17 protein-coding genes are annotated in these 16,472 nt (G+C 55.7%); 7 read left to right on the forward strand and 10 right to left on the reverse strand.

The window, feature by feature from the left end; translation table 11 throughout:
* Positions 1–49: 49 nt before the first annotated feature.
* Positions 50–937, reverse strand: coding sequence for a D-hexose-6-phosphate mutarotase (locus AFK67_RS08350; protein ID WP_007724882.1), 888 nt, complete (start codon positions 935–937; stop codon positions 50–52).
* Between the two features lie 77 nt (positions 938–1,014).
* Positions 1,015–2,010, reverse strand: coding sequence for a glyceraldehyde-3-phosphate dehydrogenase (gapA, locus tag AFK67_RS08355; protein WP_007724885.1), 996 nt, complete (start codon positions 2,008–2,010; stop codon positions 1,015–1,017).
* Between the two features lie 344 nt (positions 2,011–2,354).
* On the opposite strand from gapA, the gene msrB reads away from it, so the two are divergent.
* Positions 2,355–2,768, forward strand: a complete 414-nt coding sequence (gene msrB / locus AFK67_RS08360) for a peptide-methionine (R)-S-oxide reductase MsrB (protein ID WP_007724889.1) — start codon at positions 2,355–2,357, stop codon at positions 2,766–2,768.
* A 40-nt stretch (positions 2,769–2,808) separates the two neighbouring features.
* Positions 2,809–3,087, forward strand: coding sequence for a YeaC family protein (locus AFK67_RS08365; RefSeq protein WP_007724893.1), 279 nt, complete (start codon positions 2,809–2,811; stop codon positions 3,085–3,087).
* A gap of 75 nt (positions 3,088–3,162) precedes the next feature.
* On the opposite strand, the gene pncA is transcribed toward AFK67_RS08365, so the two are convergent.
* From pncA to sppA, 3 genes are all read right to left on the reverse strand, one after another.
* Positions 3,163–3,804 carry a bifunctional nicotinamidase/pyrazinamidase gene (pncA, locus tag AFK67_RS08370; RefSeq protein WP_007724896.1) on the reverse strand — a complete coding sequence of 214 codons (642 nt, stop codon included), beginning with the start codon at positions 3,802–3,804 and terminating at the stop codon, positions 3,163–3,165.
* Between the two features lie 10 nt (positions 3,805–3,814).
* Positions 3,815–4,831, reverse strand: a complete 1,017-nt coding sequence (gene ansA / locus AFK67_RS08375) for an asparaginase (RefSeq protein ID WP_007724901.1) — start codon at positions 4,829–4,831, stop codon at positions 3,815–3,817.
* A 100-nt stretch (positions 4,832–4,931) separates the two neighbouring features.
* Positions 4,932–6,782 (reverse strand): signal peptide peptidase SppA, encoded by a 1,851-nt coding sequence (sppA, locus tag AFK67_RS08380; RefSeq protein ID WP_007724904.1) that lies wholly within the window; start codon positions 6,780–6,782, stop codon positions 4,932–4,934.
* Between the two features lie 174 nt (positions 6,783–6,956).
* Between sppA and AFK67_RS08385 the strand changes: the two genes are divergently transcribed.
* The 4 genes from AFK67_RS08385 to AFK67_RS08400 all read left to right on the forward strand — a co-directional run bounded on the left by AFK67_RS08385 (position 6,957) and on the right by AFK67_RS08400 (position 11,055).
* The gene (locus AFK67_RS08385) at positions 6,957–7,508 is read left to right on the forward strand and encodes an NAD(P)H nitroreductase (protein WP_007724907.1); all 552 of its coding nucleotides are present in this window, start codon (positions 6,957–6,959) and stop codon (positions 7,506–7,508) included.
* Between the two features lie 151 nt (positions 7,509–7,659).
* On the forward strand, positions 7,660–8,703 hold the full coding sequence (gene selD, locus AFK67_RS08390; RefSeq protein WP_007724910.1) for a selenide, water dikinase SelD: 1,044 nt from the start codon (positions 7,660–7,662) through the stop codon (positions 8,701–8,703).
* A 3-nt stretch (positions 8,704–8,706) separates the two neighbouring features.
* Positions 8,707–10,653, forward strand: coding sequence for a DNA topoisomerase III (locus AFK67_RS08395; protein ID WP_038883834.1), 1,947 nt, complete (start codon positions 8,707–8,709; stop codon positions 10,651–10,653).
* Positions 10,654–10,776: 123 nt separating this feature from the next.
* The gene (locus tag AFK67_RS08400; RefSeq protein ID WP_032967375.1) at positions 10,777–11,055 is read left to right on the forward strand and encodes a DUF1496 domain-containing protein; all 279 of its coding nucleotides are present in this window, start codon (positions 10,777–10,779) and stop codon (positions 11,053–11,055) included.
* Here the strand turns inward: AFK67_RS08400 and AFK67_RS08405 are convergent.
* The 5 genes from AFK67_RS08405 to xthA all read right to left on the reverse strand — a co-directional run bounded on the left by AFK67_RS08405 (position 11,015) and on the right by xthA (position 16,107).
* The gene (locus AFK67_RS08405) at positions 11,015–11,428 is read right to left on the reverse strand and encodes a pyrimidine (deoxy)nucleoside triphosphate diphosphatase (RefSeq protein WP_007724917.1); all 414 of its coding nucleotides are present in this window, start codon (positions 11,426–11,428) and stop codon (positions 11,015–11,017) included. The two genes, AFK67_RS08400 and AFK67_RS08405, sit on opposite strands and share 41 nt — an antisense overlap.
* Positions 11,429–11,477: 49 nt before the next feature.
* The gene (locus AFK67_RS22780) at positions 11,478–11,912 is read right to left on the reverse strand and encodes a hypothetical protein (RefSeq protein WP_134792929.1); all 435 of its coding nucleotides are present in this window, start codon (positions 11,910–11,912) and stop codon (positions 11,478–11,480) included.
* Positions 11,913–12,068: 156 nt separating this feature from the next.
* Positions 12,069–12,524, reverse strand: a complete 456-nt coding sequence (locus AFK67_RS08410; RefSeq protein WP_050555366.1) for a hypothetical protein — start codon at positions 12,522–12,524, stop codon at positions 12,069–12,071.
* 12 nt (positions 12,525–12,536) lie between these two features.
* A complete protein-coding gene (locus AFK67_RS08415) occupies positions 12,537–14,819 on the reverse strand; it encodes a hypothetical protein (RefSeq protein ID WP_007724921.1) in 2,283 nt (760 codons plus the stop codon).
* A 481-nt stretch (positions 14,820–15,300) separates the two neighbouring features.
* On the reverse strand, positions 15,301–16,107 hold the full coding sequence (gene xthA, locus AFK67_RS08420; protein ID WP_007724924.1) for an exodeoxyribonuclease III: 807 nt from the start codon (positions 16,105–16,107) through the stop codon (positions 15,301–15,303).
* 78 nt (positions 16,108–16,185) lie between these two features.
* On the opposite strand from xthA, the gene AFK67_RS21705 reads away from it, so the two are divergent.
* A complete protein-coding gene (locus tag AFK67_RS21705) occupies positions 16,186–16,323 on the forward strand; it encodes a hypothetical protein (RefSeq protein WP_164474025.1) in 138 nt (45 codons plus the stop codon).
* Positions 16,324–16,472: the final 149 nt, after the last annotated feature.

Consider the following 16,472-nt stretch of genomic DNA (forward strand, 5'->3'; position numbering starts at 1 on the left):
GCGACAACGCGCGGGCAGAAAATGGCCCCGTGAACGGGGCCGTGCGTTATCAGGCTTTCTTCACGACGCGCAGCGTCTGGGAGAGGCGAGACGGTTGGTCTTCGCGCGTTTTCTGCGGGGTGGTCACACAAGCGGTTTCGACGCAGACAAAGGTTTTGTAGCCGTCATCCGGCATATCGCCCATGCTCACGGAGAGCGCCGGGCCCGGATTCCAGCCCACCACGTTGCTGTTGTGATGATGCACGACTTCAATGGTGCGGTTGAGTGCGCCGTCGTGGATCAGGCTGCAGCCTTCCGGGTTCAGGTAGACGCGATCGGTGCGGTCCGGGAAGGCCTGGACGCCGTCTTTCAGCGTGCCCTGTTCGCCGCCGTTGACTTTATCGAGGTAGGTATCGCCAAGACCGCTCACTTTGACGTCAGCGATATCGCCCACGTTGAAATAGGTGTGCAGCGCGGAGGTAGTTTCAAACTCGCCGTGCGCTTCCAGTTCCATTTCGCAGGTTTTGCCAAGCTTGTAGCGCGCATACAGCGTGAAGTCGTGCGGCCAGTACTGGCGGCTCGCGTCGCTGGCGTGCAGTTCAAACGTCAGCACCACGCCGTTATCGTCTTCGTTATGGGCGCTTAACGTCCACGGCAGATTGCGCGCGAAGCCGTGGGAAGGCAGATCTTTTTGCGCCGACGGACCGAACCACGGCCAGCAGATGGGCACGCCACCGCGCAGCGCGACGCCTTTTTTAAACGGGGTGTTGTCGCTCAGCCACAGGACATCTTGTTCACCGGCAGGCTTCCAGCAGAGCAGATGCGCGCCCTGCAGCGCCACCGCGGCGCGAACCTGCGGATGGTCGACGACCACGATATCCAGCTCGTCATGCTGACGGCGGGAAAGGTAAGGGGTTAACTGTTCAGACACCGGCAGGGCAAAAATCGTGTTAATCATTTCTGGCAATCCTCTGTCTTTAAAGCCAAATAAAAAGGGCGACCGAAGTCGCCCTTAAGATCAGAAACCCATCTCACTTATTTGGAGATGTGAGCGATCAGGTCCAGAACTTTGTTGGAGTAGCCAGTTTCGTTGTCGTACCAGGAAACCAGTTTCACAAAGTTGTCGTTCAGTGCGATACCTGCTTTAGCATCGAACACGGAAGTGCAGATTTCGCCGTTGAAGTCGGTGGAAACCACGTCATCTTCGGTATAACCCAGAACGCCTTTCATCTCGCCGTCAGCGGCTTTCTTGATAGCAGCTTTGATCTGCTCGTAGGTCGCTGCTTTTTCCAGGCGAACGGTCAGGTCAACAACAGAGACGTTCGGGGTCGGAACGCGGAACGCCATACCCGTCAGTTTGCCGTTCAGTTCCGGCAGGACTTTACCTACAGCTTTAGCAGCGCCGGTAGAGGACGGGATGATGTTCTGCGCTGCGCCGCGGCCGCCGCGCCAGTCTTTGTGAGACGGGCCGTCAACGGTTTTCTGAGTTGCGGTGGTTGCGTGAACGGTGGTCATCAGACCTTCGATGATGCCGAAGTTGTCGTTGATAACTTTCGCCAGCGGTGCCAGGCAGTTGGTGGTGCAGGATGCGTTGGAAACGATATCCTGGCCTTCATATTTATCAAAGTTAGCGCCACGAACGAACATCGGGGTGTTGTCTTTAGACGGGCCAGTCAGAACAACTTTTTTCGCGCCAGCGGTGATGTGTTTACGTGCGGTTTCGTCGGTCAGGAAGATACCAGTTGCTTCAGCAACTACGTCCACGCCCACTTCGTCCCACTTCAGGTTAGCCGGGTCTTTTTCAGCGGTAACGCGGATTTTTTTACCGTTAACGATCAGATGACCGTCTTTAACTTCAACGGTACCGTCGAAACGACCGTGAGTAGAGTCATACTTCAGCATGTAGGCCATGTAGTCAGCGTCTAACAGGTCGTTGATTGCAACGATCTCGATGTCAGAACGTTTCTGAGCAGCACGGAAAACAATGCGACCGATACGGCCAAAACCGTTGATACCTACTTTGATAGTCATATATTCCACCAGCTATTTGTTAGTGAATAAAAGGTTGGCTGTAAAATTACAAAAACCTTACGCAGCGTCAAGCGGAATCGTGTCAATCATTGCGACAAATCAATCCTATGGACAAGCTTTGCACGACTGACTGGCCTGATTTTCCTTTTGGGCTTATGTCCAGATGGGGACGCTGCCAGGAATTTAAAAGGGCGTCGAAAATAAAAGTGTGACGCGAGTCACATTTGCCTGTCCGCTGCATTTTCAGTGCTAAGTTTAGACCAAAAGTCTGCACGCTACTGTTAATGTTTTGTTAGAATATTGCAGGTAATGTAACTGCTTAAACCTCCCCGAGATGTCACCTTATGGCCAATCAAAACTCCCAGGACGATTTAAAACATACCCTGACGGAAATGCAGTTTTACGTCACCCAGAATCACGGCACCGAACCGCCGTTTACCGGGCGTCTGCTGCATAACAAACGTGATGGCGTCTACCACTGTCTGGTGTGCGATGCGCCGCTGTTTAATTCGCAAACCAAATACGATTCCGGCTGCGGCTGGCCGAGCTTTTACGAGCCGGTGAGCGAAGAGGCTATCCGTTATCTCAACGACTACTCGCACGGCATGCAGCGCATTGAGATCCGCTGCGGCAGCTGCGACGCGCATCTGGGCCACGTGTTCCCGGATGGCCCGCAGCCGACTGGCGAGCGCTACTGTGTCAATTCCGCCTCGCTCAGCTTCACCGACGAGGACGACGGCGAGCAGATCAAAGGCTGAAGAATCGATTCAGCAAATTATTCCAGTGGAGCGTGTTCTGATGAACCTTGAAGACCTGATTAGCAGCATGACGCCGGAAGTGTATGAGCGCCTCGCGACCGCCGTGGAACTCGGGAAATGGCCCGATGGCGTGGCGTTAACGCCGGAGCAGAAAGAGAACAGTCTGCAACTGGTAATGCTCTGGCAGATGCGCCACAACACCAATCCGCAGCACATGACCATCGGCACCGACGGTCAGCTGGTGATGAAAAGCAAGCAACAGCTCAAGGCAGAATTCGGCATTCAGTCACAGCCCATCGCGACGCTGAAACCGCAATAAGCTGAAGCGTGCTGACGCCGTAAAAAAAGGCCGCAGATAACGCTGCGGCCTTTGTCTTTAAAGGGCTTACACGGATTACGCCTGCGTTTCGCGCCAGTCGTCCAGCGTGAACAGCGTGGCGCCGCTCGCCGCCATCTCCTGAAACGCCAGCATACTGGCCTGCGGCGTCAGGTTAACGCCCCGACAGCCGTCGGTAATGACGTTCACCGTATACCCGAGGTTCAGCGCGTCCAGCACGGTGTATTTCACACAGTAATCGGTCGCAAGCCCCATCACGATAAGCTCATCCACGCCATGCGCGCGTAGCCACGCATCCAGCGGCGTTTTCTGACGATGCCCGTTATCGAAAAACGCGCTGTAGCTGTCGATAGTTGGGTTTTCCCCTTTATAAAAGCGCTGTTCAATCGCTTTATCGTTGAGCAGCGGATGCAGCGCGGCGCCGTCGCTCTGCTGAATGCAGTGATCGGGCCACCAGGTCTGCGGCAGGCCGTCGAGCGTGCCTTGCGTGAACGGCTCGGCGTGCTGCGCCGAGGCGAAGCTGCCGTGTCCGGCCGGATGCCAGTCCTGGCTTGCCAGCACCGGCACGCCGCGCGGCTGGCACCACCCAATCATCGCGTTGGCGATATCCACCGTGCTATCGCCTTCCGCGACCGCCAGCGCGCCGCCGGCGCAAAAATCGTTTTGCAAATCGACCAGCAGCAGGGCGCGTGAAGTCATGAAAAGCTCCTTATTCGTCCGGGGTCAGTTCGCCGCGCAGGTTACGCATCATCGCCTCGCGGATCGCCTGCGGCTCCAGCCCCTGACTTAACAGATAATGCAGTTTGGTCAGCGTCGCCTCGACGGTCATGTCGAACCCACTGATAACGCCCGCGTGCGCCAGCGCGTTACCGGTGGCGTAGCCGCCCATGTTCACTTTGCCGGACATACACTGCGTCAGGTTGACCACTACAATCCCGCGCGAGCACGCCTCTTTAAGCTCTTCCAGAAATTCGCCGTTCTGCGGCGCGTTGCCTACGCCGTAGGAGCGCAGGATAAGCGCCCGTACCGGCTGGCGCAGAAAGTTGCGCACCACGTCGGCGGAGATGCCCGGATAAATCGTCACCACGCCGATAGGCTGCGGCGTGATCGGATGTACGCGCAGCTCGCCGTGGCCGTGCGGAGCTGGCGGCGTATTCAGGCGGCGAATATGAATACCCGCTTCGAGCAGCGGCGGCAGGTTAGGGGAGGCGAAAGCGTCGAAGCCGTCGGCGTGCGCTTTGGTGGTGCGGTTGCCGCGATAAAGTCGGTTATTGAAAAACAGCGTCACTTCGCTAATCGGATAGTTCGCCGCGACATAGAGCGAGTTCAGCAGGTTGATCTGGCCGTCGGAGCGCAGCTCCGCCAGCGGGATCTGCGAGCCGGTCACAATCACCGGCTTGCTCAGGTTCTCCAGCATAAACGACAGTGCCGAGGCGGTGAACGCCATCGTGTCGGTGCCGTGCAGGATCACGAAGCCGTCATACTCATCGTAATGCGCCTTGATATCGTCTGCGATATGCAGCCAGTCCTGCGGCGTCATATCGGAGGAGTCCATCAGGGGCGCATATTCATGGATGGTGAAATCCGGCATTTCGGGGCGGTGGAATTCCGGCATCTGCGCCAGCTGCTGCTGGAGATGGCCGGAAACGGGGATATAGCCGTGTTCGGAGCGCTGCATACCGATGGTGCCGCCGGTATAGGCAACGTAGATCGATTTCTTTTGCATAGGATAGCTTTCGTTGTGCATAAACCCGCGCAGTATAGAGGTGCTGCAGAAAAAAATCAGCCCGGCATTGGCCGGGCTGTGACAGAGACACGCTGAGGCGTTATCGCACGTCGCCGCAGGTGAGGCAGAAGGCGTAACGGTTTTGCGGATCGTTAAAGGCGGCAAGTTTATCGCCTTCCTTTTTCGCCGCCAGCGCCGCGTCAGCAAACGGAGCAGGAAGCCACGCCTGCAGCGCCTGCGGCAGCATCGCGTGCACGGAGCCAGTCAGGTTGGCGAACACCATATCCACAAAGCTCGGTTCATCCTGATAAAAATCGAGATGCCAGGTTTTCAGCTTCGCAAGCTCCGCGGCTTTTTTCACGGCGTCGTCGAAATCGCCGAGGCTATCCACCAGCCCGTTTTGCTTCGCGTCTTCACCCGTCCAGACGTGGCCCTGGGCAATCTGGTCAATTTGCTGCGGCGTTTTGTGACGCGACTGCGCGACCAGACCGATAAAGCGCTGATAGCCGTTCTCGATGGTTATCTGCATCAGCTTCTGCACTTCCGGCGGCAGCGCTTTGGTCACGGCGACATCCGCGAGCGGCGAGGTCGCCACGCCGTCAGTATGCACGCCAATCGCATCGAGGCTGTTTTCCACCGTGTTGATTACCCCAAAGATGCCGATAGACCCCGTCAGCGTACTTGGGTTTGCCACGATGTAGCTTGCAGGTGTTGAGATCCAGTAGCCGCCCGAGGCCGCCATGCCGCCCATTGAAACCACGACTGGTTTACCGGCTTCTTTCGCCGCCGCCAGTTCCTGACGGATGGTTTCAGAGGCAGTCACGCTGCCGCCGGGGCTGTTCACCCGCAGCACAATCGCTTTCACTTTCGGATCAAGACGCGCGTCGCGGATCTGCGCGGCGGTGGTGTCGCCGCCGACATTCCCCGGCGTTTCTTCGCCATCCATGATGGCGCCGTTAGCGAAGACCACGGCAATGCTTTCGCCCTGTTCGGACGGCTTATTCACCGGGTAGTCGTAAATGCTGACCGCGCGGAAATCTTTATCCTTGTCGCTCCAGCCGAACTGTTTTACCAACGCCTTGTCGATAGCCGCGCTGCTCGCCAGTTCATCCACCAGCTTGTTGTCGAGCGCGTATTTCGCGGTGTCGCCGCCAGCGGCTTCAAGACCTGCGATCATCGCCTGCGCGCCTGGGAATATCTGGCTTGCCGGTACCTGGCGGTTAGCCGCGAGCGTGCCGAGATAGTTCTGCCACAGCTCGCCAATCCAGCGGCTATCGGCATCGCGCGCTTCCGGCGACATATCGTCGCGGATAAACGGCTCGACGGCTGATTTATAGGTGCCGACGCGGAACACATGGGTCGTCACTTTCAGCTTGTCGAGGAGCGACTTGTAATAGAGGCCATTGGTGGCGAAACCGTGCAGGTCGACGGTGCCCTGCGGCGAGAGCCAAATCTTGTTGGCGAAGCTCGCGAGATAGTACTGGCCCTGGCTGTAGCTTTCGCCAATGGCGTAGACCGGCTTACCGGCGTCGCGGAATTCGCGCAGCGCCTTACCGATATACTGCATCGACGGCTGATCGGCCCCGGCGAAATCCTTCAGATCCAGCACGATACCGGTAATATTGCGGTCGTCTTTCGCCTGGCGAATCGCGTTAACGATATCGAACAGCGAGTTTTCCTGTAAGCGATCGGAGCTTGCGCCGAACAGCTGACGTCCCAGCGCGCCGAGTTTGTTATTGACCGACGGTTTATCCACCACCACGCCGCTGATATCGAGCAGCAGCGCGCCGCGCCCCGGCTCCGACGGGCCGCTGTTGAACTGCATCCAGACGCCGACGCCCACCAGCACCAGCACCAGAAACAGCAGATTCATCACCAGCTCTCTGATGAAGTTGAGCAGGCGCCAGGTCCACTTAAAGAATCCGGCAATAATTCGCCAAAGGGTACGCATTTACTCTCCCTAATCCGTGAATAACGGGGAACCCCGTAACCTCCCGCTACAGGCGGGACGCCGACAAAGTGTAAATACCCCGGGCGGCCTTGTCAGCAGGAAACGCCGGTAGGGTGTAACAAAACATACCGCTGTGTTAATTTTATGATTAAAAATCATCACAGGAGAGTTGAGATGGATGCATTAGAGATGCTGGTCAACCGCCGCAGCGCCTCGCGGCTCGCCGAGCCTGCGCCCACTGGCGACGCGCTGGAAAACATTCTGCGCGCGGGCCTGCGCGCCCCGGATCACGGCACGCTCCAGCCGTGGCGTTTCTTTGTTATCGAAGGGGAAGGGCGCGAGCGCTTCAGCGCGCTGCTGGAAAACGCCGCCATCGCCGACGGTCAGGATGAAAAAGCAATCGACAAAGCCCGCAACGCGCCGTTTCGCGCGCCGCTTATCATCACCGTCGTCGCGCATTGCCAGGAGCACCATAAAGTGCCGCGCTGGGAGCAGGTGGTCAGCGCCGGTTGCGCGGTCATGGCGATGCAAATGGCGGCGCTCGCCCAGGGCTTTAACGGCATCTGGCGCAGCGGCCCGTTCACCGACAACCCGCGGGTGCGCGAGGCGTTTGACTGCCGCGAGCAGGATCAGATAGTCGGTTTTCTCTATCTCGGCACCCCGCAGCTGAAGGCGTCCACCACCATTAACCTGCCCGACACCGCCCCCTTCGTGCGTTATTTCTGAAGCCCTCGCGCAAAACTGTCTGGATTGTGAGCAAAAGCGGCGCAATTCAGACAGGCATACTTACCACCCCGCCTTTCAGGCGCTACCATAAGCGCGCTTTATTTATCGAATGATAACGATCACCTGATTCTGACCAAACAAGGAGCGGTCCATGAGTGAGCAAGCGATTCGTCTGACCCAGTACAGCCACGGAGCAGGTTGCGGTTGTAAAATTTCCCCGAAAGTGCTGGAAACCATCCTGCACAGCGATCAGGCGAAGTTTATCGACCCCAACCTGCTTGTCGGCAATGAAACCCGCGATGACGCGGCGGTTTACGACCTGGGCAACGGCACGAGCGTTATCAGCACCACGGATTTCTTCATGCCTATCGTGGACAACCCTTTTGATTTTGGCCGCATCGCCGCGACCAACGCCATTAGCGATATCTACGCAATGGGCGGCAAACCGATTATGGCTATCGCGATACTCGGCTGGCCGGTCAACACGCTGGCGCCGGAAATCGCGCGCGAAGTCGTCGAAGGTGGGCGTTTCGCCTGCCAGCAAGCGGGCATCGCGCTTGCGGGCGGCCACTCCATTGACGCGCCGGAGCCGATTTTCGGCCTCGCGGTCACGGGCGTCGTGCCGACCGCGCGCGTGAAGAAAAACAGCACCGCCGAGGCGGGCTGCCAGCTCTTCCTTACCAAACCGCTGGGGATAGGCGTGCTCACCACGGCGGAGAAGAAATCGTTGCTGCGCCCGGAGCATCAGGGCCTCGCCACGGAGGTGATGTGTACGATGAATAAAGCGGGCGCTGATTTCGCGCAGATTGACGGCGTGCGGGCGATGACCGACGTCACCGGCTTCGGGCTGCTGGGCCATCTCAGTGAAGTGTGTCAGGGCGCAGGCCTTCAGGCGGAGCTCTGGTATGACGCCGTGCCGAAACTGCCGGGCGTAGAAGAATACATTGCGCAGGGGGCGGTCCCGGGCGGCACCAGCCGCAACTTCGCGAGCTACGGTCACCTGATGGGCGACATGCCGGACGCCTGGCGCAGCCTGCTGTGCGATCCGCAAACCTCCGGCGGCCTGCTGCTGGCGGTCGACCCGGCGGCGCAGGCGCAGGTAGAGGCCGTGGCGGCGGAGCATGGCATCACGCTCAGCGCCATCGGCGAGCTGAAAACCGCGCGCGGCGGCCGTCCAATGGTGGAGATTCGCTAATCGATGCGGTTGTTTATTGCCGAAAAGCCCAGTCTGGGGCGCGCCATCGCCGACGTGCTGCCGAAGCCGCACCGTCGCGGCGACGGGTTTATCGAATGCGGAAATGGCCAGGTGGTGACTTGGTGTGTCGGCCACCTGCTGGAGCAGGCGCAGCCGGACGCCTATGACAGCCGCTATGGCCGCTGGAATCTCGCCGACCTGCCCATCGTGCCGGAGAAGTGGCAGCTGCAGCCGAAGCCGTCGGTCGCAAAGCAGCTTAACGTGATTAAAAAGCTGCTGCGCGAGGCTCAGGAAATCGTCCACGCAGGCGACCCGGACCGCGAAGGACAACTGCTGGTGGATGAAGTCCTCGACTACCTGCAGCTGCCCGCCGAAAAGCGCCAGCAGGTGCGCCGCTGCCTGATTAACGATCTCAACCCGCAGGCGGTGGAACGCGCCATTGAAAAACTGCGCGAGAACCGGGAGTTTGTGCCGCTCAGCACCTCGGCGCTCGCCCGCGCCCGCGCCGACTGGCTTTACGGCATTAACATGACGCGCGCTTACACCTTGCTCGGGCAAAACGCGGGCTACCAGGGCGTGCTCTCGGTGGGCCGCGTCCAGACGCCGGTGCTCGGGCTGGTGGTGCGGCGTGATGAAGAGATTGAAAACTTTGTCGCTAAAGATTACTTCGACGTCAAAGCGCATATCGTCACGCCCGCCGGTGAGCGTTTTACCGCGCTCTGGCAGCCGAGCGAGGCCTGCGAGCCGTATCAGGACGAAGAGGGGCGGCTGCTGAACCGCGCGCTGGCGGAGCATGTCATAAAGCGTATCGATGGCAAGCCCGCGCTCGTCACCAGTTATAACGACAAGCGCGAAAGCGAGGCCGCGCCGCTGCCGTTCTCGCTCTCGACGCTGCAAATCGAGGCCTCTAAACGCTTTAACTTAAGCGCCCAGACGGTGCTGGATATCTGCCAGAAGCTCTACGAAACCCACAAGCTCATTACCTATCCGCGCTCCGACTGCCGCTACCTGCCGGAAGAACACTTTGCGGGCCGCCATGCGGTGCTCAAAGCGATAGGCGTCCACGCGGCAGATCTGCTGCCGCAACCGGCGGTCGACCCGGCGCGCCGCAACCGCTGCTGGGACGATAAAAAAGTCGATGCCCACCACGCCATTATTCCGACCGCGCGCAGCACGCCGGTGTCGCTCTCTGACGGTGAGGCGAAAGTTTACGGGCTTATCGCGCGCCAGTATCTGATGCAGTTCTGCCAGGATGCGCAGTTTCGCAAATGCGTTATCGAGCTTGATATCGCGGGCGGCAAGTTCATCGCCAAAGCGCGCTTTCTCGCAGACGCGGGCTGGCGCACGCTGCTCGGCGCAAAAGAGCGTGACGAGGAGAACGACGGCACGCCGCTGCCGGTGGTGGCAAAGGGCGATGAACTGCTGTGCGAGCGCGGCGAAGTCGTCGAGCGTCAGACCCAGCCGCCGCGCCACTTCACCGACGCCACGCTGCTGTCGGCGATGACCGGCATCGCGCGGTTCGTGCAGGATAAAGATCTGAAAAAGATCCTGCGCGCCACCGACGGGCTCGGCACCGAGGCCACCCGCGCAGGTATTATCGAGCTGCTGTTCAGGCGCGGCTTTCTGGAAAAACAGGGGCGCTATATTCACTCGACGCCTGCCGGGAAAGCGCTGATCCACGCGCTGCCGGAGCTCGCCGCACGCCCGGACATGACCGCGCAGTGGGAATCGACGCTAACGCAAATCAGCGAGAAACAGTGTCGTTACCAGGATTTCATGCAGCCGCTGGTGCATACGCTCTATTCGCTGATTGACCAGGCGCGCAGCGCGCCGGTACGCCAGTTCCGCGGGCTGGTGGCGCCGCAGAAGGCGCAAAAAGGGCGCGGGGGCAAGGGCGGCAAAAAGCCCGCGTTCCGTAAACGCGGCGGCGCGCAGCCTGTTGCGGAGTAAACCTGCCGCGCGCCATAAACCTTATACTCGCCTGGCCGATACTCTTTCAGGGAAAGCGCGAAGCGCTATAGTGAAAACAGACGTCGCGCTGCGGCGTCATCACGCAACAAGAGGGGATACAGGGTGTCAGTGAAACAGAGCTTATTCGCGGCGCTGGCGCTGCTCGCGACGCTGCCGGCGGGTGCCGACAGGCTGCGCCCGGATGTACAGGTCAACGTGCCGGAAGAAGTTTTCAGCACCGGCGGCCAGCGTCCGCAGCAGTGCATTCAGTGCTGCGTCTATCAGGATCAGAACTATTCGGAAGGGGCGGTGATCAAGGCCGATGGCGTGCTGTTGCAGTGCCAGCGTGACGAGAAAACCCTCAGTACGAATCCGCTGGTGTGGCGCCGCGTTCGGACATAAACGCCTCCAGCAGAGGAATATCCGCCGGGGCGAGCGCATAGCCGAACGCCTCGCGCGGTTCGCACCACGCCAGCGCGCTATGACACAGCGCCTGCGGCTCGCCCCCGAAATCCTCAACCCGCCACGCATGCAGCCGGATAACCCGGCCTGATACTTCGCGCGTATGGCTTGCCACATACGCCCCGACGCGCGCCTCAATCGCCAGCTCTTCTGAAAGCTCGCGCGCCAGCGCCGCGGGCTGGCTTTCGCCGGGCTCCACTTTGCCGCCGGGGAATTCCCACAGGCCCGGTTGATCGCCCGTTGCCGGGCGCTGCGCCAGCAGCAGACGGCCCTCGCGCACAATAATCGCCGCCACAACGTCAATGATTTGCATGGTCCTTTTTCCGCAATGCGGCCCCCTACCGGGGATGCCGTGAAATAAGTCAGGATGTTGAAAATATACCTGTATCTGGCGCGGTAATATAGGGAACCGGCGTGCTATTTGCATGATAAGATAAGTATGCATGATTACCATTAAATTCTGGTAATTCAGAAACGATTTTTCCGGTTGTTTTATCTATCACCCAACCGCACACCCAACGTTCGCCCCCACATTCCTGAGGTAATTCACCACTCCAGCTCAGATAGAGACGGTAATGACCTGCAAAGTTAACTGGCTTTACCAGTTCACGTTGCATGATGTGCTTCCATTTATCAGTGAAATGTTGTTGCTTGCTGGCAAGCACAATATGTTCTGTAAATGGTCCACTGCTTATTGCTACTGAAAAATCTGAAAACTGAGGATTAACCTCACTGGCAAATGCTATAGCGTTGGTGCTAAATAATATTAAGCTGCATGTTATATTGTTAAAGTTCATTTAAAGAAACCTTTAATTTTTTTAAGGATATTGAGTGCGATAAATTTTTCATTATTCTGATAACCTGGTTATCAGCTATGGTGTCGGACTTTAAGTCGTCTACAACTGATCCTTAGAATGGTCAGGATCGCTACCATGATCGACAACGCATTTTTTCTAATCGTCTTTTTGTGAGTGTATTTTCTTAAGCTCATCCTTTTCGAGCACAAAGAAATCAGTGGCTGTAAAATTATTTTCGAAAGTTTTCCCTGATATCTCTAAAAGAGAGCTGTTTATTTTGAAAGTGGCTCCATTCCAAAAGCTAGCGTCGTATGCATCAGTTCCTGTCTCTAATAAGTGGCCATTTTTTGCATCTTTAACGCCTGCACACAAAGCCCCTCCGCCGCATCCATAAATAAATAATATATAATGGCCTGCATAATTCACTTTGTTTGAGTTTTCTGCTGCATACAAATATTCACCATAAAGGTGATTTTTCTGATCGTCAGAAAGACGCAACGGCGCTACAGGGCCACGGTAAACGTCTTTTATACTATAATTATCGAACTTAGGTACACTTTGCGCGTAAAGGGTATTGCAAAAGAAAAATAAAGCATATGCTAAATAACGCATTGCTGCCTCCTGTTATCGTGAGTTTAATAAAGCTTCTTGAAGTTGCTGTGGTGTAATTGATGCATGATTTATCCCATCGCCATTGTAATAAGATTCACCTTCAAATGTTGCAGGGTGCTGTGTAGTAATAACTTTATGGTTAATATCATATTGTTGATGTCCAGCTGCATCAAGTAAAGGAACTCTTTGCTTCAATTGGCCCTTCTTAATTCCCACTGAAGCCCACTCTTGTGCTGTTGCATACATAGCGGAAGATAAATCTCCTCTTCCAGATAAATAATCTCCTATTTGATGACGTTTGGTTTTTAAAAGATAATCGGTAAATATTTTATCCTGCATTTCCTCATCATACTTATCAGCAATATTCAAGTTTAAAAAATCAATTGCGGCAACTAAATTTTCATGAATTATCTGAAATCTTCCTGTGGCGAATATTTCTTTATTTTTCTGCTTTTTCATTATTTCAGATAGGGGTAGTGTTGTAAGATTTCCATGGTATGTTGGCTTGTAGCCATGTATTGATGATCCATTATAGGCGTTGTAATTATTATTGGATTCTGCTTTTCCTATTAAATCCGCAAACGGGCTGTGCGCCCAGTCGCTGGTTTTTGGTACACAGATAGCGTCAAGGAACATCACCGGATGCATATGCCATAATTCCGCCGGAAGGTTGACTTTCGATTTATCAAGGTCAGGTATCCATACTTCATTTTTTAATACTGTGTCCCAGTATTCCGCTTCGCCGGGCTCATTTTTTCGGTAGTCACTCAGATGCTCTTCTTCCCACATGGCGTGGCTGAAATGCGCCCATTCGCTGGTGTGCTTGATAATAAGCCTGTTGAGAGAATGCCGGAGTATCGGAACACAAAGCCAGCTCAGCATATGCCTGGCGTCGTATTCGCGCTCGGCATCAATATCTTCCAGCAAGCGCGCATATTCATATTTCATCGCCCCGTAGGCTATACGCTGCTCCTGCTTTGCGGCGAAATGCAGCACCTCAATGAGTTTGCGGATAAACCCTTTCCGCGAGCGATTTTCTCCCAGATATTTAAACCCGGTGGTAGGGATATTTACCTGCTCAAAGCCCTGGCTTGCAAGGTCATAGCGTGAAAGTTTCTTTGTGTCTTCATCACGTATCCAGCTTTCTTGCTGGTCTGTGCACCAGTAAAGCTGTCCGGTAACGCCGTCTTTTGCACTGCGGGCATCCGCAAGCCGCACAACGGTATCCAGTGTGCTCACTGCCTTGCGTGGTTCAAATTGCAACGGCCAGCTGTGGTAATCATATGCCGTCACGTTCGGGATGAACTTCAGAAAAGCCGGTTTGTCTTCGCCCACCTGTTCAGGGTTGGTCAAAAAATTCGCCAGGTTGCGGTCATCGGTAAAGCACTCAATATGGGTCTGATACTGCTCTTCCAGTGGTGACGAGATAAAGGCACCCGGCAAGCGAACGCAGCCCAGATGACCAATGGCCTCACCGGCCTTTATCGAAATGGGATTGGGGCAGACGACGCTATCCAGCAATAAGGTATGCCGATTAGGGGGCAACAGCGGCGCCCACCATGCAGGCCGAACCGGGCCGCCATATTCAGGTTTAAAGTTGCCAGCATCCCTCACGGATACCCAGACGTTATCTCCTGCATATAAATCAATGCCGGGCTCCTGCACATTCTGTTGCAGCGTGACAAGGCCCATCACCGTTTCACCGTGAGCGCGCCTGAGCGCCGGGTCGGCACTGTTCCACCAGATTTTCGTGCCCTTCGGCAGCGCTCCCAGATGAAACGCCCGATGTTCATCAGCAAACGCGTTCAACCCACAGCGTACGTTGATGCTCCAGTGCTCCGTGTCACCTTGCGAATACGCATTCCACGGCGCAAGGTTCATATAGAGCGTGTAAAACGTCAGGCCGCTTTGCTCTGTTTCACCGGGCTGGACGTAGTGGCGAATCAGCACGAAAGAACTGGCATGAGGAACAGGCTTTCCCCACCAGCGGGCGGCTTTCAGGTCGCTGCACACCCGATAGGCCACCACTTCACCGTCAGCCATATTGCGCAGAGGTTGTAACCCGGCGAACGGGCCGCCGAGGGCGCACCAGGGGGCGGAGGCATTTGTGATATGAATACCGCCATGCCACAGGCCGTTGCGCCCCACGGGCCAGGACCCGCCGGATTCACTACGGCCCAGGTGGTCAAGAAACGCCTCACAATCCGTAAATTCACCGCCATGCTCATCTTTTGAAACCGGGAATCGAAAGTGAAGCAGGGCAGGAGTTGATTTATTTTCCTTCGTGTCGGCCATGGTAATCCTTTAACCGGAGTATTCAGTACATTGTCTCTAAGGCTTAACTGATTAGTGTGCCTTCTTACCTTTATCCATAAATATCTGTCTGATGAGAATGTACGGCAGCCATATTCAGTCTGCTTATTACAAATTGTTAATCCCGATAACACTGCGATTAATATTTTTGTTGTTTGTCATCTGTTTATCTATGGGGGTAAAATGAGGCAGGGACAACCTTACCCCTAAATGAAGAGTAAGCAATGAAATAAATGTAATAAGTATTAATCTAAATAATTTCTAATTATGCGTTCTAATAAATACATTCATATGGAAGATAAGTATATTTTTTATCTTCTTATTAAATATAAATAGCTTGTTGTATGCCGCGCTGTGGTGAAACGAATTGAGTAATTACCGTTGTCTGTAATTAATGATTGAAAATATGTATAGAAGCTGGAACACATAACCCGCTCCTCCCCGAAGAGAGGAGCGGTGCGAATCACAACGAGAACGTCGCCCAGACGGGCGCGTGGTCGGAGGGTTTTTCCATCGCGCGGATCTCGTAATCGATGCCGGTCTCAACGAGGCGCGACATCAGCGGTGCGCTTGCCAGCAGCAGGTCGATGCGCAGGCCGCGGTTCTCGTCAAACCCTTTCGAGCGGTAGTCGAACCACGAATAGCGGTCACGGGTTTCCGGGTTAGCGTGACGGAACGTATCGGTCAGGCCCCAGTTCAGCAGGCGGCCCATCCACTCGCGCTCTTCCGGCAGGAAGGAGCATTTGCCGGTGCGCAGCCAGCGCTTGCGGCTCTCTTCGCCGATGCCGATATCCAGATCGGTCGGGCTGATATTCATATCGCCCATAATAAGCACCGGGTTGTCGTTCTTCAGCGCCGTATCCAGGTAATCTTGCAGATCCTGATAAAACTTCGCTTTGGCCGGGAATTTCACTTCGTGATCGCGGCTTTCGCCCTGCGGGAAGTAGCCGTTAATGACGGTAATATCGCCAATCGCGGACGGGATTTCGGCCATGATGATGCGCCGCTGCGCCTCTTCGCCATCGCCCGGAAAGCCGCGGCGTACGGAAACCGGCGTCGCTTTGGTCAGCAGCGCCACGCCGTAATGGCCTTTCTGGCCGTGATAAAACACGTTGTAGCCCAGTTTCGCTACCTCTTCGAGAGGAAACATATCGTCATGGACTTTGGTTTCCTGCAGGCCGATAACGTCCGGCTGATGTTGTTCCACCAGCGCGGCGAGCTGGTGTGGGCGGGCGCGCAGGCCGTTGATGTTAAAAGAGATGAATTTCATAGTCGCGAACACACTGGATGAACAAGAGTGCCGCGATGGTATCAGAAAAAGCGCCTGCGCGTCTCCCGGACGGGCAAGGTGTTAACCATCGCTGTCAGTGGCAATGAGCCAGCAAAAGCGCACCATCATGGCGCCAGCGCCCTGAAATGGGGCACCTTTTTACGACAAATCCCGGCAACGATCACAATTCCAGAACAATATTTTATCAATGCATAATCGAGCGGATTTTTTTATTGCAAAGGCCGCCGCGTCATAAAAGTATTCACTTTTTATGCAATTAAAGTGAATAGCCTGTGTTTGTAAGTTATTGATTTAGCGTTATCACCTTACCGCTATGCATTTTCTCCTCTGGCTGGCACGAAGCG

Origin of the sequence: Cronobacter dublinensis subsp. dublinensis LMG 23823 (assembly GCF_001277235.1) — a bacterium.
In the GTDB taxonomy this organism is placed as follows: Bacteria; Pseudomonadota; Gammaproteobacteria; order Enterobacterales; family Enterobacteriaceae; genus Cronobacter; species Cronobacter dublinensis.